Annotated in this window: 23 protein-coding genes; 7 read left to right on the top strand and 16 right to left on the bottom strand. The window is 73.2% G+C overall.

Annotation, left to right across the window (positions count from 1 at the left end):
* Nucleotides 1–49: 49 nt before the first annotated feature.
* Nucleotides 50–322 (top strand): DUF2277 domain-containing protein, encoded by a 273-nt coding sequence (locus VD659_RS13900; RefSeq protein WP_137837676.1) that lies wholly within the window; start codon nt 50–52, stop codon nt 320–322.
* 1 nt (nt 323) lies between these two features.
* Here VD659_RS13900 and VD659_RS13895 read toward each other — a convergent pair whose 3' ends face one another.
* The 5 genes from VD659_RS13895 to VD659_RS13875 are packed head-to-tail and all read right to left on the bottom strand — an operon-like array spanning nt 324 to nt 4,120.
* Nucleotides 324–1,118 carry a signal peptidase I gene (locus tag VD659_RS13895; protein ID WP_423261668.1) on the bottom strand — a complete coding sequence of 265 codons (795 nt, stop codon included), beginning with the start codon at nt 1,116–1,118 and terminating at the stop codon, nt 324–326.
* Nucleotides 1,115–2,080 (bottom strand): hypothetical protein, encoded by a 966-nt coding sequence (locus VD659_RS13890; RefSeq protein ID WP_423261667.1) that lies wholly within the window; start codon nt 2,078–2,080, stop codon nt 1,115–1,117. Before VD659_RS13890 ends, VD659_RS13895 begins: the two co-directional genes overlap by 4 nt.
* Nucleotides 2,068–3,003 (bottom strand): hypothetical protein, encoded by a 936-nt coding sequence (locus VD659_RS13885; protein ID WP_423261666.1) that lies wholly within the window; start codon nt 3,001–3,003, stop codon nt 2,068–2,070. Before VD659_RS13885 ends, VD659_RS13890 begins: the two co-directional genes overlap by 13 nt.
* A complete protein-coding gene (locus VD659_RS13880) occupies nt 3,000–3,518 on the bottom strand; it encodes a hypothetical protein (protein WP_423261665.1) in 519 nt (172 codons plus the stop codon). The genes VD659_RS13885 and VD659_RS13880 overlap by 4 nt, the downstream gene beginning before the upstream one ends.
* Before the next feature lie 26 nt (nt 3,519–3,544).
* Nucleotides 3,545–4,120 (bottom strand): alternate-type signal peptide domain-containing protein, encoded by a 576-nt coding sequence (locus VD659_RS13875; RefSeq protein WP_423261664.1) that lies wholly within the window; start codon nt 4,118–4,120, stop codon nt 3,545–3,547.
* A gap of 390 nt (nt 4,121–4,510) precedes the next feature.
* Here VD659_RS13875 and VD659_RS13870 point away from each other — a divergent pair, with 390 nt between their 5' ends.
* Nucleotides 4,511–5,413, top strand: a complete 903-nt coding sequence (locus tag VD659_RS13870; RefSeq protein WP_423261663.1) for a helix-turn-helix domain-containing protein — start codon at nt 4,511–4,513, stop codon at nt 5,411–5,413.
* A 112-nt stretch (nt 5,414–5,525) separates the two neighbouring features.
* On the opposite strand, the gene VD659_RS13865 is transcribed toward VD659_RS13870, so the two are convergent.
* Complete coding sequence (locus VD659_RS13865) at nt 5,526–7,121, bottom strand: CHAD domain-containing protein (protein WP_423261662.1); 1,596 nt, start codon at nt 7,119–7,121, stop codon at nt 5,526–5,528.
* 68 nt (nt 7,122–7,189) lie between these two features.
* Between VD659_RS13865 and VD659_RS13860 the strand changes: the two genes are divergently transcribed.
* Nucleotides 7,190–8,113 (top strand): aminodeoxychorismate lyase, encoded by a 924-nt coding sequence (locus tag VD659_RS13860; protein ID WP_423261661.1) that lies wholly within the window; start codon nt 7,190–7,192, stop codon nt 8,111–8,113.
* Nucleotides 8,114–8,156: 43 nt separating this feature from the next.
* On the opposite strand, the gene VD659_RS13855 is transcribed toward VD659_RS13860, so the two are convergent.
* A complete protein-coding gene (locus tag VD659_RS13855; RefSeq protein ID WP_423261660.1) occupies nt 8,157–8,543 on the bottom strand; it encodes a winged helix-turn-helix transcriptional regulator in 387 nt (128 codons plus the stop codon).
* A gap of 113 nt (nt 8,544–8,656) precedes the next feature.
* Here VD659_RS13855 and VD659_RS13850 point away from each other — a divergent pair, with 113 nt between their 5' ends.
* Nucleotides 8,657–9,511: an SDR family oxidoreductase gene (locus VD659_RS13850; protein WP_423261659.1), complete on the top strand. Its 855-nt coding sequence runs from the start codon at nt 8,657–8,659 to the stop codon at nt 9,509–9,511.
* A gap of 36 nt (nt 9,512–9,547) precedes the next feature.
* Here the strand turns inward: VD659_RS13850 and VD659_RS13845 are convergent, their stop codons facing one another.
* Both VD659_RS13845 and VD659_RS13840 read right to left on the bottom strand, forming a co-directional pair.
* Nucleotides 9,548–10,129 carry an MOSC domain-containing protein gene (locus VD659_RS13845; protein ID WP_423261658.1) on the bottom strand — a complete coding sequence of 194 codons (582 nt, stop codon included), beginning with the start codon at nt 10,127–10,129 and terminating at the stop codon, nt 9,548–9,550.
* 131 nt (nt 10,130–10,260) lie between these two features.
* Entirely contained in the window at nt 10,261–11,019 is a 759-nt protein-coding gene (locus VD659_RS13840; protein WP_423261657.1) for an acetolactate decarboxylase, read from the bottom strand.
* 50 nt (nt 11,020–11,069) lie between these two features.
* On the opposite strand from VD659_RS13840, the gene VD659_RS13835 reads away from it, so the two are divergent.
* Both VD659_RS13835 and VD659_RS13830 read left to right on the top strand, forming a co-directional pair.
* Complete coding sequence (locus VD659_RS13835) at nt 11,070–11,891, top strand: hypothetical protein (protein WP_423261656.1); 822 nt, start codon at nt 11,070–11,072, stop codon at nt 11,889–11,891.
* Nucleotides 11,892–11,984: 93 nt separating this feature from the next.
* Nucleotides 11,985–12,242 (top strand): hypothetical protein, encoded by a 258-nt coding sequence (locus VD659_RS13830; RefSeq protein ID WP_137837682.1) that lies wholly within the window; start codon nt 11,985–11,987, stop codon nt 12,240–12,242.
* A gap of 126 nt (nt 12,243–12,368) precedes the next feature.
* Here the strand turns inward: VD659_RS13830 and VD659_RS13825 are convergent, their stop codons facing one another.
* Together VD659_RS13825 and VD659_RS13820 are read right to left on the bottom strand one after the other, a co-directional pair.
* Complete coding sequence (locus VD659_RS13825) at nt 12,369–13,700, bottom strand: hypothetical protein (RefSeq protein ID WP_423261655.1); 1,332 nt, start codon at nt 13,698–13,700, stop codon at nt 12,369–12,371.
* Nucleotides 13,701–13,886: 186 nt separating this feature from the next.
* Nucleotides 13,887–15,671, bottom strand: coding sequence for a trypsin-like peptidase domain-containing protein (locus VD659_RS13820; protein ID WP_423261654.1), 1,785 nt, complete (start codon nt 15,669–15,671; stop codon nt 13,887–13,889).
* A gap of 162 nt (nt 15,672–15,833) precedes the next feature.
* On the opposite strand from VD659_RS13820, the gene VD659_RS13815 reads away from it, so the two are divergent.
* Complete coding sequence (locus tag VD659_RS13815; RefSeq protein WP_423261653.1) at nt 15,834–17,030, top strand: pyridoxal phosphate-dependent aminotransferase; 1,197 nt, start codon at nt 15,834–15,836, stop codon at nt 17,028–17,030.
* A gap of 90 nt (nt 17,031–17,120) precedes the next feature.
* Here VD659_RS13815 and VD659_RS13810 read toward each other — a convergent pair whose 3' ends face one another.
* The 5 genes from VD659_RS13810 to VD659_RS13790 form a co-directional block, all read right to left on the bottom strand.
* Nucleotides 17,121–17,951: a carbon-nitrogen hydrolase family protein gene (locus VD659_RS13810; protein ID WP_423261718.1), complete on the bottom strand. Its 831-nt coding sequence runs from the start codon at nt 17,949–17,951 to the stop codon at nt 17,121–17,123.
* Between the two features lie 59 nt (nt 17,952–18,010).
* Nucleotides 18,011–19,048, bottom strand: coding sequence for a zinc-dependent alcohol dehydrogenase family protein (locus VD659_RS13805; RefSeq protein WP_423261652.1), 1,038 nt, complete (start codon nt 19,046–19,048; stop codon nt 18,011–18,013).
* Nucleotides 19,049–19,112: 64 nt separating this feature from the next.
* A complete protein-coding gene (locus tag VD659_RS13800) occupies nt 19,113–20,315 on the bottom strand; it encodes a cytochrome P450 (protein WP_423261651.1) in 1,203 nt (400 codons plus the stop codon).
* Nucleotides 20,312–21,493 (bottom strand): 3-oxoacyl-ACP synthase III family protein, encoded by a 1,182-nt coding sequence (locus VD659_RS13795; protein ID WP_423261650.1) that lies wholly within the window; start codon nt 21,491–21,493, stop codon nt 20,312–20,314. Before VD659_RS13795 ends, VD659_RS13800 begins: the two co-directional genes overlap by 4 nt.
* The gene (locus VD659_RS13790) at nt 21,490–22,680 is read right to left on the bottom strand and encodes an NAD-dependent epimerase/dehydratase family protein (protein ID WP_423261649.1); all 1,191 of its coding nucleotides are present in this window, start codon (nt 22,678–22,680) and stop codon (nt 21,490–21,492) included. Before VD659_RS13790 ends, VD659_RS13795 begins: the two co-directional genes overlap by 4 nt.
* Nucleotides 22,681–22,699 lie beyond the last annotated feature (19 nt).

Raw genomic sequence — 22,699 nt, 5'->3', positions numbered from 1 at the left:
TAGGGGTGCGAGGGTGACGGCGTCGGAGGAGCGGAGTACCCTGGCCCGCATGTGCCGAAGCATCCACACCCTCCACAACTTCGAGCCCGCCGCGAGCGACGACGAAGTGCACGCCGCCGCCCTGCAGTACGTGCGCAAGATCAGCGGAACCACGAAGCCCTCGAAGGCCAACACCGAGGCCTTCGACCGGGCCGTCGCCGAGATCGCGCACATCACCCATCACCTGCTGGAAGACCTCGTCAGCGCGGCTCCCCCGAAGAACCGCGAGGTGGAGGCCGAGAAGGCGAAGGAGCGCTCGGCGAAGCGCTTCGCGACCGCCTGAGCTACCGGGCTCGCTGGCGTCGGCCGTCGCGCACGGCCCCCACGAGCATCCACGCCGCATAGCCGAACAGCAGCACCACGGCGACGGGCACGATGACTCCTCGTGCGTCGCCGTTCACCGCGGTGTTGACCCAGCCGAGCAACGGGATGCTGTACCAGAGCGTGCCGACGATCTGCACCTCCTGCACGGGCTTCTCGTCGGCGAGGGCGTTGTTGTCGCCGCGGGTGATGAAGGTCGTCGTGCCGTTCGAGGACAGGCGCTTCTCGATCACGCGGTGACTCACGACGCCGGGCTTGCCCGACTCCAGCTGGTAGGTGAGCACGTCGCCGACGCGGATGTCCTGCACCGCCGTCGGCTTCACCACCACGAGGGTGCCGGGCGGGAAGCCGGGCTCCATCGACTGGGTCAGCACCGTGAGCGGTCTCCCGCCCACGGCCGCGGGCAGCGCGATGGTGACCACGGCCAGCGCGAGCACGAGGATGAGCACGGCGGCGCTCGTGGTGACGCCCAGGTAGTGGCGCAGCGTGCCGCCCGCCGCCGCCGGCGGTCGGGATCGCGTCCGTTCGCCCGCGTCGATCGATGCCGTGGCAGCGTGCACGGGTGCGGCAGCGGCTGCGGGTGCGGCAGCGGCAGCGGCTGCGGGTGCGGGTGCGGCAGCGGCTGCGGCAGCGGCTGCGGCAGCGGCAGCGGCAGCGGGTGCGGGTGCGGCAGCGGCAGCGGCTGCGGGCTTCGCGCGGCTGCCGCGCCCTGCCGGCGCCGCCCGGTTGCGTTCTGGGGTGTCGAGCGCGGCACTCATCGCGTCCACCGCCTCGGCCGGCGCCGCCCGGTTGCGTTCTGGGGTGTCGAACCCGGCACCCATCGCGCCCACCGCCTCGGCCGGCGGGCCGATCCTCCCGCGCTCCCTGCGTCCGCTCGCGACGTTCGCCCTACGGCCGCATCCCGCCTTGCCGACCCCGGGCGCCCCTCCAAGCCCGTCCGCCGTGCCGGTCCCGGCCGGGTGGGTGTGTGCGGCAGCGCGCGTCCGGCCGGGTGCGCGACCGTGACTGCGATGCCCGCCCCGAGGAGCGCGGCGGCCACCAGGGTCACGAGCGCCACCGGCAGCCCGGTCGACGCGATCGCGCCCGATCGGATGCCCGGCGCCGCGAGCCCCTCGTCTCCCCCTCCCGGGAAGGCCGGCACCACGGCCCCGCCCGCGCAGTCGGCGCTCGGCCCGGCGCCGTCGGCCGGGTCGCGCAGCGCCGCCACGAAGTCGAGGCCGGCTCGCGCATCCTGGGCCTCCCGGCCGCGCGCGTCCGGAGAGAAGGCCACCGTGACGGTGAGCGCGACGGACGAACCCGGCTCCAGCACCGGTCCGGTCAGCAGCAACGCGCATCCGGACGCCGCCCCGAGCGGAAGCGCCTCGGCGGCCCGCGCCCCCGGCGCCCCGGCCGACACGAGCAGGGCGGCGGCCAACTCCGCGCTCGTCGACCAGGCATCCGTTCCGCTCAGGCGCACCGTCGCCGGTGACGCACCGGCGTTCCGCACCCAGAGGCTCGCCGACATGCTGTCGCCGGGCACCACGACCGGAGCTCCGGCGAACAGGGGCCGGCTGAGGGGGTCGCGAAAGTCGACGCCGTCGAGGCTCACCTGGATCCCCTCGGCGGGCACGGAGGCCACGACGCCCTCGACCGGAGGTCTCGGAGCTGCCGGAGCCGTGTATGCCGACATCGGCATGAAGACCAGCATCCCCGCTCCCACGAGAACCCTCAGGCCGGGCATTGCACGCTCAGCAGCGGCAGCAGCGCCGTGCGCAGACTGATGGTGGTGCCCGCACCGGCGGTTCCGTACACGCTGTCGTGGGTCTGCACCACCACCGGCACCGATGCGAGCAGCCCGGTGAGACCCAGATCGAGGGCCGAGACGGTCGTCGACACGGGCGAGGCTCCCGGCGCAACCGTGCGGAACGAGGCCGTGGCGAGCGACCCCGAGTGGAGGGTGTAGCTCGTGGCGTCGGCCACCGGGGTCCACTTGAGCGTGACCGTGCCGGCGATGGTCAGGGTGCCGGGGTTCTCGGTGCAGGTGATGGTGCCGACGTCCGCGACTTTGAACACCCGCTGGGTGAACGCCGCCGGACTCGCCGTGGTGACCCAGTTCGTTCCCACCCGACCGGTGATCGTGAGCACCGAGGACACGGTCTGGCCCTGGTAGGCGGCCACCGTGTCGTCGAGCCTGGTGGCGGCGCAGACGGTGACGGATGCGCCCACGGCGACCGAGGCGACCCCCGCCGGCAGGGCGGGCGGCGCGGCGAGGGTTCCCACCGTGGTACCCGAGGAGGGGATGCTCGCGGCGCAGCTGCCCGCACTCCCGCCCCAGAGCGTGAGGGAGAGGTGCGCGGGGAGCGCTGTCGCCGAGGTGTTGGCGACGCCGAGCGTCAAGGCGAGCGGCGACGATCCGGTGTTCGCGAACACGAGCGGGGCGATCGCGAGGTTCGCGCTCGCGGTGGCGGCCCCCGCGAACTTGTACTCCTTCACGAGCGCGGCCGACCCCGTGGCGGTGAGGGAGGCGGTGGCCGCGTTGGCCGTGGCCCCGAGGCTCTGCACGGCGGCGGTCCAGGAGGCGGCCGCCGACAGCGTCGTCACTCCCGCGAGGAAGACGGTGAGGAAGGCCGCGACGAGGAGGAGGACGGCGGAGCGGCGCCTCACAGCTGTCTCCCGTCGATGAGCACGGCGAAGCTCGCGGCGGAGCTGCCGCGTGCCGCATCCGGAGCCCCCGTCGGCAGAGCGGCGCTCACGCAGAAGAAGACCGAGGCGCCGGCCGCCAGCGTGGTGCTGAGCTCGGCGGCGGGGGCCGAGGCGAAGACGCCGGTCCACTCGGGCGTGAAGCCGCCCGAACAGGCCGCCGCCGAGGCGCCGGCCGCCACGCCCACCGTGAGCGCCCCGGAGAAGGACGTCGCTCCGCCGGACAGCGTGAGCCCCGTCACCCGCAGCTTCAGCGGGATGGTACCGGTGTTCTTCACGACCGCGGATCCCGAGACGGTGGCGCCCGGATACAGCGCGGTCGTGGGGAGCGACAGCGCCGTGGTGACGGCGAGCGAGGCATCGCCCGAGGTCAACGTCACGGCTGCGGCCGCCACCGCCTGGGAGTTCAGCAGGGCGTAGGTGCCGCCGGCCGCCGCGACGGCGAGTGCGACCCCCGCACCCGCCGCGACGGCGGCCATCAGCATCCGGCGCACGGGAGGGCGGATCAGGACGGGAAGGTCTGCGACAGCGTCACGTTCATGTTGCTGAGGTTGACCGATCCGAGTTTGGCGTCGTTGTACTGACCGGCCGTCCCCCGCGGGAACGCGAGCGTGACGGTGACGGTGACCACCTGGGTGACCCCGGTCGCACCGGCGGTCACCGTGTACGGGCCGGGGCTCGTTCCCGTGATGCCGGTGCCGCTCGCCGCGAGGACCGCGTTGTCGGTCAGGTAGCTCGCGAGCTGCGTGTCGGCCGCAGCGGCGGAGCTGGGCGTGACCGCCTGCGCCCCGAGGGCCAGCGAGGCGGTGAGGTTGTTGCCGACGGCGGTCACGGTGAGGTCGTCGGTGTAGGTGAGCGTGTCACCCGGCACGATCCGGTAGGAGGCGATGGCGATGGTGGTGCCCGTCTGGTCCTTCCAGACGCCCGCGGTGCCGTCGTTCACGACCGTGAGATTTCCGGCGACGATGGTGCCGCCGGAGACGGCGGCCTGATCGTTCCAGAAGGCGAAGGTGCCGGCACCTCCGAGCAGCAGGGCGATGCCGGCGGCCCCGGCGATGGCGCCCTTGGCAAGCTTGTTCATGGTGTTCCTTTCACGCGCGGTCCCCCGGCGCCGGTCGTGCGTCACGCCAGGTGATCGCGGGTTGAGGATGGTGCTCGAACGAGTCTCCGAAGCGGATCACGCGCACGCCAGGGCGACCGCTCGCGATGTCGCGGGAATGACGGGACGTGTCGCGGTCATGACGCTGGCCCGGGCAGGGCGGAGGGGGACTACCGAGAATCGGCCCGTCACCGGATCCGGATACCGAGCATCGGCGGTGCGGGAACGGTAGTGGCCGCTTCATACGGCCCGGCCGCTACCCAACGACTACCGACGTGCGGCGGGCTGCGGCCCGGGCAGCCATAGCCTGACCCCACGATCACAGCACGACCGGGGTGGTGATGAACGGGGGTGGTGACGATGGAGCCGGCGATGACCTACCGCCAAGCGACATCCCACCACCCTGCGCGCACCGAGAAGATCGGTGACGTGACGATCACCTCCACGCGGCTCCCGGCCGGCGGGACGGTCGTGCTTCCGTCCGGCGCCGATCGCCGCGCTCTGCAGCTCGTGGTGCCGGTCGACTCGACCCTCGTCGTGCGCGAGCGCGACGCCGAGCAGTACCTCGTCGGCACCCGGGGACTCGCCTGGTTCCCCGCCTGGTCGGCCGCTGCGGTGTGCAGCCCGCGCGAGGGGGAGGTGCGCTGGGTGGACGTTCCAGCTCGGCTTCTGGGCAGCCGCGGCTCGCTCTCCGAGCCGCTGCCGCCAAGACCCGCCCCCGGTTCGGCGCTCGTGGAACCGGTGCGGGCCTTTCTCGAGGCGGCTTCGTCGGCTCGGAGTCCGCTGCCGCCGGCGGGAGCCGGGGCCGGGGCCGGGGCGGTCACAGCGCTCTCCGGTCGCCTGTTCGAGGAGCTGCTCGGCGCGATGATCGACGCGCTCTTCCGCGAGGCCCGCGGCGCCGGCGCGACGGCCGGGGCCGTGCGGCCACCGCTGCGTGTGCAGGCGGTCGCGCACATCGCCGCGAACCGCGCAGACCCCGCGCTCTCCTCCGAGCGCATCGCGCGAGCTCTGCGCATCTCGGTGCGCCAGCTGCAGCGCGCCTTCGAGGAGGCCGGCACCACCGTGGGCGCCGAGGTGCGCCGCCAGAGACTCGACGCGGCGGTGCGGATGCTCACCGACGAGAGCTTCGACGCCCTCGCGGTCTCCGAGATCGCCGCCCGGGCCGGATTCCGCAACGACGCCGAACTGCGCCGGGCACTCGCGGCCTGTACCGGCGGCGCCACCCCCTCGCGTCTGCGCACCCAGCGCTCGACGACCCTCGCGCGCGTCGGCTGACCGCGCCCGCTCGTCGTCCCGAAGCATCGAGAGACCGAGGCACCGAGGCACACTGGAGCAGATGGCCTGGAGCGATCCCCGACGAGTTGCGAGGAGGAGGGGAGGGCGCGGCTCAGAGCGCGCGGCGCAGGTCCCGGCGGGCGTCGTCGGCGATGGCCAGGGCGCGGCGCGCCTGGTCGAGCGAGCGCTGGTAGAGCACTCCGTAGGTGAAGGAGCCCTCCCCCGCCGCCTCGGCGCGCCGGGAGGTCAGCAGCACGAACTCGGCGAACAGGGAGGCGTCGCGGTGCCAGCCGAGCGCATCCTGGAGCTCTTCGGCCACGTCGCCCAGCCGCTCGGTGCTCTCGCCCAGCACCCCCGCCGCTCCGGCGGTGGAGAATTCGGCCGCGTAGCGCAGGCGGCGCGCGGCCTTGCGCGACGCGTGCAGCTCGCCTGCGGTGGTGGCCGCCGCGGCGGCGTCGGGGCCGAACACGAGCTCGGCCTCACGGGCTCTGACGGCGCGGGAGACGGCCCGGCGCCCGGCGCGCTTGACCGCCGAGCGGGCCTCGGCTCGCGGCTTCGCCGCAGAGGAGACGGCCGACTCCCGCGCGACGAATTCCTCCAGTGCGTCGAGGAGCCGGAAGTACGGCGCCTGCGAGAGCACGGCGACGAGCTTCGCGTGCGCCTCGTCGTGCTCGGCGCGGGTGTCGTCGACCAGGCGGCGGCGGGCATCCGGGTCGTCGACGCCGCGATCGGCCTTCAGCTCGTCGAGCGCGTGCGCCGCCCAGTCGGCGCGCACCTCGAGGTCTCGCGCCTCGCCGAGCACGGCGCCGAACCGCGAGAGCTCGTCGCGCAGCTCGTCGACCTGCGCGGGCTCGAACAGCCGGCGGTGGCTCGCGAGGGCTCCCCGCAGCCGCCGCACGAGGGTGCGCATGCGGTGCACCGCGTCGGGAGCGTCACGCCGCACGGCCGGGTCGAGCTCGATCAGCTCGGCGACGAGCTCGGCGAGGCCGGCGCTCACCACTCCGGCGGCCGTGGAGCCGGCTGGAACAGCGGCCGACGGAGCCGTCGGGTGGCCGAGACCGGTGCGGCCCATCGCCTGCGCGAGCTTCGAGACGCTGGGCGAGAGCGTGGCGCCCACGGCGAGCAGGCGCTCCTCCACGGCGTCGAGCAGCGCCGAGCGGCCCTTCTTCGTGTCGGGCGCGGCCGGCCCGAGCTCGGCCTCCCACTCACGCCAGAGGCGCAGGGTGCCCTCGCGCGCATCCGTCGCCCGCACGAGGTCGTCGGCGATCTCCACGACGACGGCACCGGAGGCGTCACGGAGCTCGGTCACGCGACGCGTGGTCGCGATGCGGGCCAGCGGCGTGAGCGGGCGGTCGCGCACGTACACCCGCACCGCGTCGAGCAGCTCGGCCGGCACGCCCGCCTCGGCCCCGGAGCCCGGCTCGTCGCCCGTCTGCAGCGGCCACTGCAGCTCGCGCCGCCCCTCGGCGGCGGGCAGCTTGATGTGCCAGCCCTCGTCGTGCCCGCCCGCGCGGCGGCGCAGGGCGATGCGGTTCGCGGCGAGGGCGCCACCCTCGGTGTCGAAGTAGACCGCCTCGAGCTCCACCGGATCCAGGCCCACCACGGCCGTGATGCCCCCGCTCGGTTCGAGTCCTTCGAAGCCCGGGAGGGAGACGCTGTCGCCCACCGAGTATTTGCGTTCGATCTCGACCTGTTCGGCGTGGGCCATCGTCTCCGGTCTCCTCTTTCACGGCGCGTTCCCCGGCGGCGGCGGGGATTCGGGAGCACACTGACTCTGTGCCGGTCCCTACTCTTATTCTGGTCACCCATCCGGTCGTCGGCACCACCGACGGGCGAACGGATGACGACCACTCGGCTGGCTCCCAGCCCGGCTTCGTGCTCGCCGACGCCTCGCTGCCGCAGCTGAGCGTGCTCGACCTCGGCGTCACCCGGGGCGACGGCGTGTTCGAGACCGTGATGGTCTCCGAGGGCCGCGCGCCCGCGATCGACGCCCACCTCGGCCGCTTCGCCTCCTCGGCCGCACTGCTCGATCTGCCCCGGCCCGATCTCGACGTCTGGCGCCGGGCGGTGCTCGCCGCGATCGACGCGCATCCGCCCGCTCCGGTGCTCGCCGTGAAGCTCGTGCTGACGCGCGGCATCGAGAGCGGGGCACCCGGCGCCGGCGTGCCGACCGCCTGGGTGGCGGCCCAGCCGGCCCGCGACTTCACGCCGCAGCGGGAGAACGGCATCCGCGTGGTCACTCTCGACCGGGGTTACCGGCACGACGTGGCCGCGACCTCACCGTGGCTGCTGCAGGGTGCCAAGACGCTCTCCTACGCCATCAATGCGGCGGCCCTCCGAGAGGCGGCCCGCCGTGGCGCCGACGACGTGATCTTCACGAGCTCTGACGGCTTCGTGCTCGAAGCGCCCACGGCGAGCGTGCTGCTGCGCGAGGGCAACCGGTTCTCGACCCCGGCCCCCGAGCTCGGCATCCTGCCCGGCACCACCCAACGACGTGTCTTCGAGTTCCTGAAGGTCTACGGCTACGAGACCGATGCGGTGCGGCTGCGCGCGAGCGAGCTCGGCCGGGCCGACGCCCTCTGGCTGCTCTCGAGCGTGCGCCAGGCGGTGGCGGTGGTGGAGCTGGACGGCTCGGCCGTGGGCTTCGACCGCGAGCTCACGGCGCAGCTCAACGAGCACCTCGCCGCGAGCGGCCGGTAGCGGGCCGTCGCCGGCTGCTGCGGGCCGGGATGCGCGCCGCGGCTCAGGCCGTCGCGCCGAGCGGCACCGTGGTGCGCCCCACGTTGTCGCCCACCCACTGCACGAGCGGGATGAGCAACGCCGCGAGCTCCTGCCCGAGCGCCGTGAGCGAGTAGTCGACCCGCGGCGGCACCGTGCCCATCGACTCCCGCAGCACGAAGCCGTCACTCTCGAGCTGCCGGAGCGTCTGCGCGAGCATCTTCTCGCTGATGCCCTCCACGTAGCGGTGCAGCTCGCCCCAGCGCATCGAGTCGCGCGAGAGCGCGACGAGCACGAGAACGCCCCACTTGCTCGTGACGTGGTCGAGCACCACCCGGCTCGGGCAGTTCGACGAGAACGGGGTGGTGGGCGGGGGCTCGGAACGGATGGCGGCCCAGATGCTTTCGCTCATCCCACTAACTTACCAAAAAGTGGGTACCCGCTGTCGGGAAGTATTGCGGATGCGCCCGGGTTCCACTCTTCGAACGGCCCGCGAGCGCGGGTCGCGGAAAGGGATCAGAACTCATGACCATCGTCGTCACCGGAGCCACCGGCCACCTGGGCCGCCTCGCCGTCGAGCACCTGCTCGCCCGCGGCGTTCCCGCATCCGGAATCGTGGCCGCCGGCCGCAACCCCGAGAAGCTCGCCGCCCTCGCCGAGCTCGGCGTCGGCACCGCCGTCATCGACTTCACCGACCCGGCCTCGCTCGACGCCGCCTTCGACGGCGCGGATTCCGTGGTGCTGGTGTCGGGCAGCGACGTGGGCCGCCGCGCCGCGCAGCACGCCAACGCGATCGACGCCGCGGTGCGCGCCGGGGTGACGCACCTCGTCTACACGAGCGCCCCCAAGGCCACCGACACCGCGCTCATCCTCGCCCCGGAGCACAAGGCCACCGAGGAGGCCATCGCGGCCTCCGGGCTGCCCGCCACGATCCTCCGCAACGGCTGGTACCACGAGAACTACGCGCAGGCCGCGGCTCAGGCCGCCGGCACGGGCGTCTACCTCGCCTCCACCGGCGAGGGCCGGGTCGCCAGCGCGGCGCGCTCCGACTACGCCGAGGCCATCGCCGCGGTGCTCACGAGCGAGGGCCACATCGGCTCTGTCTACGAGCTCTCGGGCGACACCGCGTGGAGCGGCGAGGACTTCGCCGCCGCGGCCACCGAGGCGTTCGGCCGCGAGGTCGTGTTCCAGTCAGTGACCCCCGAAGAGCACTTCGCCGTGCTCACCGGCGCCGGACTCGACGAGGGCACCGCCGGCTTCGTGGTGGCGCTCGACGGCAACATCCGCGACGGCCTGCTCGGCGAGACCTCGGGCGAGCTCTCGGCCCTCATCGGCCACCCCACCCTCCCGCTGGTCGACTACCTCCGCAGCACCAAGTAGCCGCCACAGCCGCCACCGAGAAGTCGCATTCGGCCCCTAGAACAGCCGCGAAGCGGCCGGATGCGACTTCTCGACGGAGGATTCGGCGCGGGCGAGGGGAACGGCGGCGCGGAGCAGGGCGGGGCCCAGGCGCAGGCGTCCGTCGGTCAGGGGCTCGCTGCGCACGCCGCCCCGGCCGCGCAGGGCTTTGTGCGCGCCCTCGGCGAGCACCACGTTCATCCAGCCGCAGGGGTTCGCGGGTCGATGCCCTTGGAAGAGCACCGGCCCCCATCCCGCGTCGAGGCTGAAGGGCTCGCCGCGCAGGGCGTCGACGTCGGCGCCGCGAAGCAGGATGTTGCGGCGGGCCGCCGCGGGATCGAGCGGATGCTCCACCCCGAGCACCGAGCGCACGTGGTCGAGCGATTCCGCGGCCATCACCGTCACCGCCGCCGTGGTGTGCGCGCCGCGGCCGAAGTAGCGGTCGCCCACGATGCCCAGGTGCGCCCGCAGTTCCACCTCGATGCGCGACTCGGGCTCGCCGTCGGGAAGCCGCAGGGGCCCGTCGGCGGGGCGGCCGTCGTAGCGGTGCAGCGGCGACACCAGCAGATGCACGATCTCGACCGGCTGCTCGTACTCCATCCCCCCACGCTAGCCCACGGATGCGCGGGGCCGGCGGAAGCGCAGCACCGACGCACGCGCACGGCCGGGGACGGTGCAGGCGCCGGAGCCGGGGCGACCGGGTGTGCACCCCCTCGGGCGCACAGACCCCGCTACCGCTGGTGGTCGGCCTCGGCGTGACGGATGGCGGCGTCCGAAGCGGCCGAGTCGAGTTCGTCGAGCCGGGCTGCCAAGTAGCCCGGCGAGGTCGGAAGACGCACGGTGACGCCGGCGTAGCTCTCGACGGCCAGCTCGCCCGTCGCATCCGTGACCTCGAGCACGTGGCCGCCGATCAGCCCGGTCTCGTCGACGAAGTGGACATGCACGCCCGCCACGCTGATGCCCTGGAAGACGCGCGGGGCGAAGAAGCCGATCAGGGTGCCCGTGACGTCGGTGACGACGTTCTCGCGCTGGTCGCGGACGGCTTCGGCGAGCGGGAGGTAGGGCTTCGTCTGTCGCTTGGCCTCGCGCAGGCTGACGCTGCCGAAGCGGCCGTCGAAGCGCAGCGCCTGGAACAGGTTCGCGGTGTGCACGCGGGAGTGGAGCTCGTCGACGATCGCGGCGAGCGAGGGCGCGGCCTCGAGCGGGGCGGAGGTCTCGGGGGTGAAGTCGGCCACCTCGGCGAAGGCGAGCGCGTCGTCCGGCTCGAGCGCCGTCATCCGGCCGTCGCCGTGGAAGAGCCGGAAGACGCCGTCGACGAGCACCATCTCGCCGTCCATGTGGTCGCCGCAACCGAGGCCGAGGGTTCCGGCGGCGGCGATCTGCCGCACGGCGAACTCGCCGTCGAACAGACCCGCCACGAGCGCATCGACGGTGGAGAACTGCGTGATGACCTTCTCGGCGCGGTGGTTCATCCCGTGGATTCGGCTCATGAGTCGTCATTCTCCCGCACATGTCCAGCAGAACACAGCAGAGTAGGAGCATGGCCACTCGACTCGACCGCAACATCGACCGCCTGCTGAGCGTGCACCGGCCGGCCGTGCTCGCGCACCTGCGCAGCATCCGCCGCCTGCATCCGGAGGCGTCGCCCGAGGAGCTGCTGGTGATCCTCGAACGCCGCTACGTCTCCGCCGTCACCACGGGCGGAGCCGCGGTGGGCGCGAGCGCGATGCTGCCCTTCGTGGGCACCGGCATCTCGCTCGGCCTGAGTGCCGTGGAGACGGCCGGGTTCCTCGAGACGACGGCCCTGTTCGCGCAGTCGATCACCGAGGTGCACGGCATCGCCGTGAACGACCCCGACCGTGCCCGCGCGCTCGTGATGACCCTGCTGATGGGCAAGGCCGGCAGCGATCTGCTGCGGCAGATCGCGGGGCAGGCCACCGGCGGTGTCTCGCGCAACGCCTACTGGGGCCAGGTGGTGACGAGCGGACTCCCGCAGTTCGTCGTGGGGCCGATCGCCGACCAGGTGAAGCGCGTGTTCGTGCGGCAGTTCGCCGTGGGACAGGGAGCCAACGCGATCGGGCGCGCGATCCCCTTCGGCATCGGAGCGGCCATCGGCGGAGTCGGCAACCTCATGCTCGGGCGCACGGTCATCCAGAGCGCGCGCACCGCGTTCGGGCCGCCGCCGTTCACCTTCCCGGCCGAGCTCGCCATCACGGTGAAGGTGCCGAAGGCCGTCGACCCCACGGAGCCGAAGAGCGGGATCTCGCGCCTGCTGCCGTCCCGCAAGGCGCGCAGGACCATAACGGAGGCGCCCGGTCCGCGGGGCCGGAGCATGACCGAGGATCCCGACATCCGCATCTGAATCGGCCGAATTCACAGCCACCTGCTACCCTGGAGGCTCAAACGGGGTGTTTCACACACGAATTGTCAAGTCGAGAACGGGGAGGGGGATGTCATGAGACGTCGAACGATCTCCGCCGTCTCCGGCTTCGCCGCGATCCTCGCCGTGGCCGTTCTGAGCGTCTTCGGTGCCTCGGCCGCCGCCTTCGCCGGCACCAATGCCGACGACTCGAGCGGAGAGCCCGTGCTGGCGCAGACGGGCTACGACTTCACGCCGATGCTCGTCACCGCGGCCGTGTTCCTGCTCATCGCAGGCATCACGGTGATCGTGGCCAAGTACGTGCTGAGCCGCTCGGGCGCGGGCCAGAACTGATCTGATCGGCGCTCGACTGAGCGGTGCCGAGCACAGCGACGTCGATCTGCCGGTGTCGACCTGGCGGGCGTCGACCTGCGGGTCTCGTCCTTGCGGATGCTGACCGAATCGGCCTGAACCCGGCGCTCAGGCGCTGCGCAGCGCCGTGAGGCCGGCCGCGATGCGTTCGGACTCCTGGCGCGCCGCCGTCGTGTCCGCCTCGGCGAGCAGCGACTCGATCGCGCCGCGGAACCGCCGCGTCGCCGCCCCGGCACGCGTGTCGCCGAAGTAGTGCGTGACCCAGCGCCCGAGCCGTACACCGGCGGCGGAGTCGCGCTCGAGCTCGTCGAGCCGCGCGAGGACCTGCGGGGCGTCACCGGCGCCCAGCCACGCGCAGTCGGAGAGGAAGCCGGTGGTGTCGATGCGGGCATCCGGATGCTCGGGGCGCGTCACCAGCATCGGTGCCGCGGTCGCGAGCCGGTCGTAGACGGCGGGGGCGATGTCGACGATCGCGAACTCCGCGGTGGCGATCGCCTGCCGCCTCACCGCGTCGGGACCCGCGCCGAGCCGATGGCCGGCCGCCGGGTCGCGCTCCGCGGCCGCGGCGACGAGGGCGACGATCTCGCGGTGGGCCGCCGCGTGCGCCGCCTCCGCCGCGACGTCCGCACGCGCTCCGCGTTCGGCCACGCCGGTCGCCCGCGACTCCGGCCAGTACACGAGGCGGTGCGCCGGCGAGGCGAGCACCGCGCGCGCGATCGCCACGCCGTGGGTCGCCACCGAGCCGAGGTGGGCGGCATCCGGCTCGCTCGCACCCGTCGGGGCGTAGAGCACGGTCGTGCGCTCGGCATCCTGCTGCGGCGCTCCCGCATCGAGGTGGTCGGGGTGACCGAGCGGCAGGGCGCCGAGCTGATCGAGCTGCGGGCGGCCGATACGGGTGACCCGGGTGGCGTCGAAACCCCAGACCTCGCGCTCGAGCCGGGCCGCCGCAGCGTCCCCGGCCACGAGCACCGCGTCGTAGCTCTTCACCTGGTTCGGGCTCGCTCCCTCACCCTCCCCCGGGTCGAGGTGCACGTGCCAGCGCCGGCCGTGCGCGAGCATCCCGAAGGTCTCGGCGCCGTGCTCGAGGTGCAGCACCACCCGCAGCGGCTGCTCGGCGAGGAACGCCTCGAGCGACCCGGCTTCGGAGAGCTCTGCGACCGGCAGCGGGCACTCCTCGAGCAGGATGCTCGTGGTGGCGGCATCCCGGCTGAGCACCACGAGCGGATGCGTCTTCGCGAGTTCGGCGAGCGGCCCGTACCACCAGCGCAGCCGCGCGAGCGCGAGCGGACCTCCACCGAGGTGCACGCCGATCTCGAACCGGCGGGGCGGGAGAACGGCGCGGAAGGCGAGCTGCTGCGCGAGCCGCGCCCGCAGCCGGCGGGCGGCGGCGCTGTCGCGGACAGCGCGCAGACCTTGCCTCATGTCGTCTGCCGTCCCCACGGATCCAGGCTAATCATCCAGCCCGGCCGCTCTGCCCGGAACCGCACCCTGGCCCTCCTTCTTTAGGCAATCGTGACCTTCGTCAGCTGTCGACCAGACTGCCGGTGTGGTCGGTCCCGTCTCGACGAACGAGGAGCGGCCCCGAAACCGGAGCCGCTCCTCGTCGTGTTCGACGCCGCGCGCGGATCAGCCCGCGAGCTGCCCCAGGGTGACGTCGACCGTCTTCGACGATCCCCCGCGGGTGTAGGTGATCTTCGCGGTCGAGCCGGCGGCCTGGGTGCGCACGAGGGCGGTCAGGTCGATCGAGTCGGTGACGGGCAGCCCGTTGAACTCGGTGACCACGTCACCGGCCTGCAGGCCCGCCTTCTCGGCGGCGCCGCCGCTCGTGACGGAGTTGATCAGCGCGCCGGCCGTGGTGCTGTTCGCCTGCGAGGAGGCGTCGCCCACCGTCGCGCCGAGCAGGCCGTGGGTGGCCGAACCGGTGGCGATGATCTCGTCGGTGACGCGCTTCACGAAGTTGGCCGGGATGGAGAAGCCCACGCCGATGCTTCCCGACTGCGAGCCGCTGCTGCTCGAGGACCCCGCGCTCGCGATGGCCACGTTGATGCCGATCAGCTTGCCGGAGGAGTCGAGCAGCGCGCCGCCCGAGTTGCCGGGGTTGATGGCCGCGTCGGTCTGGATGACCGAGAGCGAGATCGAAGACTGAGCGGTCGAGGGCGTCTGCTGGGTCTGACCCGGGATGTCGAAGTTCCAGAAGTTGTTTCCGCCGCCGTCGGGGTTGCTGGGCGCCGGGGTGGCCTCGGACTTCGGGGCAGCCGACGACGCCACCGTGATGCTGCGGTTGAGCGCGCTCACGATGCCGTTGGTCACGGTGCCGGAGAGACCGAGCGGAGCGCCGATGGCGATCGCGACGTCGCCCACGTTGAGCTTGGCGGAGTCGCCGAACTCGATCGGGGTGAGACCGGATGCGTCGGTCAGCTTGATGACGGCGAGGTCGGCCACCGGGTCGGTGCCGACGACGGTGGCGTCGTAGAGCTTGCCGTCGTTGGACTGCACCTTGATCGAGGGCGAGGCCGTGGCGCCGTCGAGCGTCACCACGTGCGTGTTGGTGACCACGTAGCCGTCGGCGGTGAGGACGACGCCCGAACCGGTGCCGGCCGACTGCGAGGAGCTGTCGCTCACCGAGATCGTGACGACCGAGGGCGAGGCCTTCGCGGCGACCGCGGTGATGAGGTTCGCGTTGTCGGGGTTGTTGACCGTGATGCTGGTGGGGCCCGACGCGCTCGTGCTGCTCGATCCGCCGTTCTGGCTCACGGCCCAGGCCGTGACGCCCGCTCCGGATGCTCCGCCGATGAGCGCGCCGATGGCGAGCGCCGCGATGAGGGCCACTCCGCCGCGGCGCTTCTTGGCCGGGGCCGCCGGGGTCTGCTGGGCGTAGGCGCCCGAAGCCGCGTACATGGCCGAGTTGAAGTTCGGGTCGGGGACGGCGCCGTAGGGAGGAGTGCCCGCCGGCGGGGTGCCGAAGGCGCCGTTGCCGTAGTTGGGGGTGTGCGCCACCTGACCGTAGGGGGTGGTGGGCTGCGTCTGGGCCTGACCGTAGGGCGCCGGCGCCGCGGGAGCGTTCAGCTGCGGCTGCACTGCCGTGGGCTGCGCTGCCGTGGGCTGCGCTGCCGTGGGCTGGTTCGCGGTCGGGTGCGGGAAAGCGGGCGTCGCGGGGGCCGTGGCGGCGGGGGCGGGGGTGGGGGTGGGGGTGGCCGGTGCGCCCGGCCCGGGAATGACCTCGGTGGGCTGCGCATCGGCGACGGGGGCGGCCGGGGCTGCGTCGGCGGCGGGGGCTTCTGGTGCTGCGGGGGTCGGCGCGACCGCGCCGGACGGCGTGGTCTCGGGTGCGGACTCCGAGGACTGGGCGTCGTGCTGTGCGCCCGCGTTGTCGGCCGGAATGCCGTCGTGGTTCTCGGTGCTGTCTGACATGTGGTGCTCCTTCCAAGCACTCGCAAGCATCCTCACCGAAGCTGAGGGTTCTCTATGGACGGGCTGTACGCAGACTGCCGTCTCGTTATGGCGATCCTTCGAGTCTCGCGACCGCACCGCCACGCACTAAGTTGGAGATCGGACGGAAACACGAAGGACAGAATGACGATCAGCGGTTCCTGGCAGCGCACGGCACGCGGGGCGGGCCTCCTGGCACCCGACGGACGCATCGCCTCCACCATCTTCGCCGAGATGAGTGCCCTCGCCCAGAGCACGGGCGCCATCAACCTCGGCCAGGGCTTCCCCGACGAGGACGGCCCCGCCGAGGTGCTCGACGCCGCGCGCCGGGCCATCGCCGACGGCGTGAACCAATACCCGCCGGGCCCCGGGATGCCGGTGCTGCGTACCGCCATCGCCGCCCACCAGCAGCGCTTCTACGGCCTCACCGTGGATCCCGACCGCGAGGTGCTGGTGACCGCCGGAGCCACCGAGGCGCTCGCGGCCACCATCCTCGCGCTCGTCGACGACGGCGACGAGGTGGTGACGCTCGAGCCGTTCTACGACGCCTACGGCGGACTGATCTCGCTCGCCCGCGGCATCCACAAGACGGTGCCGCTGCACCGGCCCGATTTCCAGCCCGACCTCGACGAGCTGCGGGCAGCCGTGACCGACCGCACCAAGCTCATCCTGATCAACAACCCGCACAACCCTACGGGGTCGGTGCTGCCGCGCGAGACGCTCGAACTCATCGTCGAGCTCGCCCACGAGCACGACGCCATCATCGTGACCGACGAGGTCTACGAGCACCTCACCTTCGAGACGCCGCACATCCCGGTGGCCACGCTGCCGGGCGCGCGCGAACGCACCGTCACCATCTCCTCGGCCGGCAAGACCTTCAGCACCACCGGGTGGAAGATCGGCTGGCTGGTGTCGACCCCCGAGCTCGTGACCGCGATCCTCGCGGTGAAGCAGTTCCTCACCTTCGTGAACGGCGCACCGTTCCAGCCCGCGGTCGCCGTGGGACTCGCGCTGCCCGATTCGTTCTTCACCGGCATCGCCGACACGCTGCGGGCCAAACGCGATCTGCTCTCACAGGGCCTGGCGAAGGCGGGCTTCGACGTGAGTCCGTCGCGGGGCACCTACTTCGTGGTGGCGGATGCCGCCCCGCTCGGCTACGCGGATGCGGCGACGCTCTGCCGCGAACTGCCCTCGCTCGCCGGGGTGGTGGGCGTGCCGATCAGCGCCTTCTGCCACGAGGAGCACGCGCACGAGTACGCGAGCCTCGTGCGCTTCGCCTTCTGCAAGAAGGTCGACGTGCTCGAGCGGGCCGCAGCCCAACTGGCCCGCCTCGGCCGCTGACGTGGCCCGCCACCGCATCGAGAAGTCGCAAACGGCCCTTTCGGCGTCGTTTTAGGGGCCGTTTGCGACTGGTCGATCGGGCGCCGGGCGCTAGCGGGGCTCGCGCGGCTCGACGGTGAAGCGGCGCAGGGCGAGGGCGGGGTTCACGCGGCGCACCTCGTCGATGCGGCGCGGGTCGATCCAGGCCACGGCCACGTCTTCGCGCTCGCCGAGCGAGGCGATGGTGACGCCCATCGGGTCGACCACGAGACTCGCGCCCACGCCGATCGGCGGCGTCTGGTCGGCCGCCGCGACGTAGATGGTGTTCTCCAGCGCCCGCGCGGTCACGAGCGAGCGCCAGTGGTGCTCCTTGAGCGGCCCGCGCACCCACTCCGCGGGCACGGCCACGAGATCGGCCCCCGCGTCGACCAGCCGGCGCGACACCTCCGGGAAGCGGATGTCGTAACAGGTCTGCATGCCCACGGTCACGCCCTCGATCGAGAAGGTCTGCGGCTCGGCGATGTCACCGGCCTCCACCCACTCGCTCTCGTGCGCCCCGAAGGCGTCGTAGAGGTGCAGCTTGCTGTAGGTCGCGACGACGCCGTCGACCGGTGAGACCGCGACGAGCAGGTTCGAGAAGCGCCGCTCATCCCGCGCCCGGGCCACGAGCCCCGCGATGATGTGCACGTCGAGCTCGGCGGCGAGCCCCGAGAGCACGGTCACGAACGGCCCGTCGAGCGGCTCGGCGTTCTGAACGAGCGCCTCCCCCAGCGGGTCGACGAAGAACGAGGAGTACTCCGGGAACACGACCAGCGAGGCACCGCGCGCCGCGGCCTGACGGGTCAGGCGCGCGATGGTCTCGAGGTTCGCGGCCTTGTCGGCGCCCGGCGCGAACTGCGCCACCGCCACGCCGAAACCGAGCCCCGTCTCGCCGTCGAGCATCTCGCCCTGCACGATCTCCGACGGCTCGGTGGGCAGGATCTCTCCGTGCACGGTCCCGGTCATGAGAGCACCGCCATCGCCTTGACGGCCCGGCGCTGGTCCATCGCCTTGTAGCCCTCGGCCAGGTTCTCGAAGTCGAGCTGCAGGTCGAACACCCGGCCCGGTTCGATCGAGCCGTCGAGCACCTCGGTGAGGAGCTCGGGGATGTACCGGCGCACGGGCGCGATGCCGCCGGAGAGCCCGACGTTGTTCGAGAACGCGATGCCCACGGGCAGCTGCACACCGTGCGGAACCCCCACGAAGCCCACCCGGGAACCGGGGCGGGCGATCGCGAAGGCGGTGTTCATCGACTCGCCGGTGCCCACGCACTCGAGGGTCGCATCCGCCCCGATGCCGCCGGTGAGCTCGACGACGGCGACCACCGCATCCTCGCCCCGCTCCTCGACGATGTCGGTGGCGCCGAACTGCACGGCCAGCGCCTGACGGTCGGCATGCCGGCTGAGGGCGATGATGCGCTCGGCCCCGAGACGTCGGGCGGCGAGCACTCCGCTGAGGCCCACGGCGCCGTCGCCGATGACCGCCACGACCGAGCCGGGCACGACGCCCGCGCCGAGCGCGGCGTGATGACCCGTTCCGCAGACGTCGGTGAGAGCGAGCAGGTGCGGGAGGAGGGCGTCGGAGGGACGGCCGCCCGGCACCGCCACGAGGGTGCCGTCGGCGTAGGGCACGCGCACGAACTCCCCCTGGCCGCCGTCGATACCCCGCGAACCCCAGAAGCCGCCGTGGAGGCAGGAGGTGGGCACGCCGTTCAGGCAGTGCACGCAGGTGCCGTCGTTGTAGGTGAAGGGGGCGATCACGAAGTCGCCCACCGAGAGCGAGCCGACGTCGGTGCCGATGGCCTCGACCACGCCCACGAACTCGTGGCCGATGCGCGCACCGGCCGGATGCGGGGTCAGGCCGCGGTAGCGCCACAGATCGGAGCCGCAGACGCAGGTGGCCACCACCCGCACCACCGCATCGGTCGAGGCCTGGATCTCGGGATCGGGGACGTCCTCGATCGACACCGAGAACGCGTCGTTGAACACCACTGCTCGCATCCTCCGACTCTACCGGGATGGCCTGGGAGCAGCAGGAGCGGCAGGGGCGGCAGGGATCAGTGCCTCAGGAGCGTTCGAGCACCAGCCTCGAGTAGCCCGGGATGAGGGTTCCACGCTGGGCGCGCCGCTCCACGATCGCGAGCGGTGCGGCGGCCGCCGCGTCGAGCACGGCCCCGAGCATGGTGCCGATCTGCGCCATCGCCAACGGGGCACCGAGGCAGAAGTGGGCGCCCGCCCCGAACCAGAGCTGCTTGAGCGAGGCGGCCGGATTGGCGACGGGATCGAAGGCGCCGGCCGCGCGATCGGCGAGGAAGGTCGCGAGCACCACGCGGTCGCCCGGCGCCACCGCGACCCCGCCGATCTGCGCGGGCGCGGCGACGCTGCGCAGCATGACAGGCGACGGCGTGGTGACGCGCAGGCCCTCGGCGATCGCCGCGGCCTCGCCGCTGCGATCACGGGCGAGCACGCCCAGCCAGCCGGTGTCGTGCAGGATGGCGAGCATCCGCGGCAGGTACGACACGAGCGTCTCGGTGCCGGTGAGCACGAAGGCGCCCACCGCGCCCATCGCCTCGTCCTCGGAGAGGCCGAGTTCGCGCATCCGGGCCGGCACCGTCCGCGCGGGCACGCCGTCGTGGCGGTAGGCCGCGCGGGCGTGCGCGGTGAGCTCGTCGAGCACGGCGCGGGCGCGGCGCACCTGCGGCTCGGTGAACCGGGGCCGCGACAGCCGCACGTAGCCCGTGACGGCCGAGACCCGGGTGAAGAGCCCCGCGTCGACGACGTCGCGGTCGAGCCCCACGAGACGGCTGATCACGCGGCCGGCGTAGTCGCGCACCTCGGCCACGGCATCCACCCGCTCCCCGGAGAGCAGCCGCTCGGTGAGCCGGGCGGCGGCCCCGCCGATGGTCTCGGCGGTCAGCGCGTTCACGAAGGCCGGCGCGAAGAGCGGGCCCAGGCGGCGGCGCAGGGCGAGATGGTCGACGCCCTCCATGTTGAGCAGCACCGAGGGGCCGAGCACCGGGGTCCAGAGGTCTGCGGGCGAGCCCGGGCCGGTCTTGGTGAAGCGCGCGGTGTCGAGCAGGACGCCGCGCACGAGTTCGGCCTCGGTCACCACCACCCCGACGCGGGGCACCCGCAGCACCGGCCGCCGGATGCGCGCGAGCAGCGGGTACACGAGCGGATGCGCGGCGCGCTGCACCCGCTCCTCCCAGCGGCGCTCGGCACCGGGCCGGGTCTGCGCGGCTGCGGCGGCGGTCGCGGCGGCGCTCACAGTCGCACCACCATCACGCCGAGCGAGATGCCGCCGGCGAGCCCCACGAGCGCCACCAGGCTGCCGTCCCGCACGAGACCGCGCTCCCTCGCCAGCTGGAGCTGGAGCGGGAGCGTCGCCGAGGCGAGGTTGCCGTGCTCGGCCACCGTGAGCACCGACTTGGCCGGGTCGACGCCCAGCACCCCGAGGATGGTCTCGTGGGCGGCGACGGCCACCTGATGCACGGCGACGAGGTCGAGCTCGGCCATCCGGAGCCCGAGTTCGGCGAGCAGCTCGTCGACCAGGCCGACGCCGAGCTCGGCGAAGGCGCGTTGCAGGGCGGCGCCGTCCATGTCGAAGTAGCTGCCGCCCTCGGCGTGCGGGTTCACGGAGCCGCCGGTGGGGAGCGTGCCGACAGGCCAGTGCGCCGAGTGGGCCACGAAACGGCTGCCGAGGATGCCGGGGGGCGAGGCTGCGGCATCGCCGGAGGCGCCCGGATCAGCGGAGTCTCCCAGATCAGCGGAGTCCGACGGACCGGGGGACGCAGCCGGCCCCTCGGAGTCGTCACCCCCCGTGCACTCGAGCACGACCGCGGCTCCCGCGTCGCTCATGGTGTAGCCGGCGAAGGAGCGCAGGAACTGCCCGCGGTTCTCGAGCCGCCAGCGCACCGCGTGCGAGGGCTGCTCGCCGCTCACGACGAGCACACGGTGGTGCTGGCCGGTGGCGATGAGGGCATCCGCCACCTGCATCGCGTTGAGCACGCTGTTGCACGCGTTCTTGACGTCCATCACCGGGCAGTCGAGGCCGAGTTTGGCGGCGACGATGTGGCTCGTCGCGGGCTCGATCATGTCCTGGCTGGCGGAGGCGAAGAGCAGCAGGTCGATGGGGCCCGGCGTGGCCGCGAGGGCCCGGTGGCCCGCCGCGACGGCGAGATCGGAGGTCTGCCAGCCCTCGGGTCGCAGGTGCACGGCCTCGACGCCGGTGAGACGGCCGACGAGCCCGGTGGGCAGCTCGAGTCCCGGGTTCTCGCCGCGCAGGCGCGCCTCGGTCTCGGCCGCGGTGCGGGTCGTCGGCGGCAGGAAGGTGGCGACCGCCGCGATGCGCGCCCGCGGGCCGGGCCGGGCCACCACAGATCTCTCAGGGGCCGGCGCCGGAGCCTCGGGGCCGGCGACGAGCGACGGGGCACCCGCCGCGGTCATGGGCGCATCCCGTCGTGCGCAGCTCGAGCCGCGTCGAGCGTGCGCGCGAATCGCTCCAGGCCCTCGGCCATCGGCACGAGGGGCTCGCCGAGCAGCTCGCGGCAGCGCTCGGCGTCGAAGGTCGTGGCGAAGGCGTACACGATCACCGAGTATCGCGTGATCGGCGGCTCACCGCGACGTCGCAGCACTCTCCACGCCCCTTCCACGAGTGTGGCCGCGGCGAGCGCCGTGCGACGCGAGACCGTGCGCTGCGGCACGGGGACCCCGGCACGGCCCAGGAGTGCGAACACCTCTCGCTGCAGGTCGACGGGCTCGCCGTTGGTCACAGCCAGGCTCGTGCGGGCCGCACGGGGCTCGGTGAGCGCGCGCACGAGGTACTCCACGAGGGTGTCGACGTAGATCAGGTCGGAGAGCACCGGCCCTCCCGCGCGCGGCGCCCGGAACCTCGGCAGGCTGCCCCGTTCGGCGGCGGCGGCGATGCGCGGGAACAGCGTCGTGTCCCCCGGTCCGAAGACCGCCCGCGGCCGCAGGATCACCCATTCACCCGGATAGCCGCGCACCAGTTGCTCGGCGGCGTGCTTCGAGGCCGCGTACTCGCTCACGAAGCGGCGCGGCACGGGCTCGTCGTCGCGGAGGGCGAGCTGGTCGCGCACCCGGGAGACAACGGATGCGGTCGACACGAACACCAGGCGGGGCCGGCTGCCGGGCGCGAAGCTCCGCGCGTACTCCAGCACCGCGCGGGTCGTTCCCACGTTGTCGCGCTCGAACTCGGCCCGGGTGCCCCAGGGCGAACTGCGCGCCGCCGCGTGCACGATCACCTCGGGCCGGAACGGCCCGTGCTCCCCGGCACGGGTCAGCTCGCGGAGCCGTTCGACGGCATCGGGCGCGGCGAGGTCGACCCGGCGATACGCCGCTGCCGCGCTCCCTTCGGCGGCCGCACCGTGCCCCAGCGCGCCGATCTCACACCCCGCCTCCGCGGGACCGTCCTGCACACCCGCGCCCGGTGCCCCCGCACTCGGTCCCCCGGCACCCGTCCCACCAGCACCGCGCGATCCCGCGTCCGGCGCACCGGCAGCGACATCCCGTCGCCCGACGCCCAGCACCGCGAAGCCCGGGTCGTCGGCGAGCCGGCGCAGCAGCGCGCCTCCCACGAAGCCCGAGGCCCCCGTCACCAGCGCCCTCACCACGCCGGTCCCCCGCTCCCGC

This window comes from Herbiconiux sp. 11R-BC (assembly GCF_049472555.1).
In the GTDB taxonomy this organism is placed as follows: Bacteria; Actinomycetota; Actinomycetes; order Actinomycetales; family Microbacteriaceae; genus Herbiconiux.
This window is presented reverse-complemented; position numbering and strand designations above follow the sequence as displayed.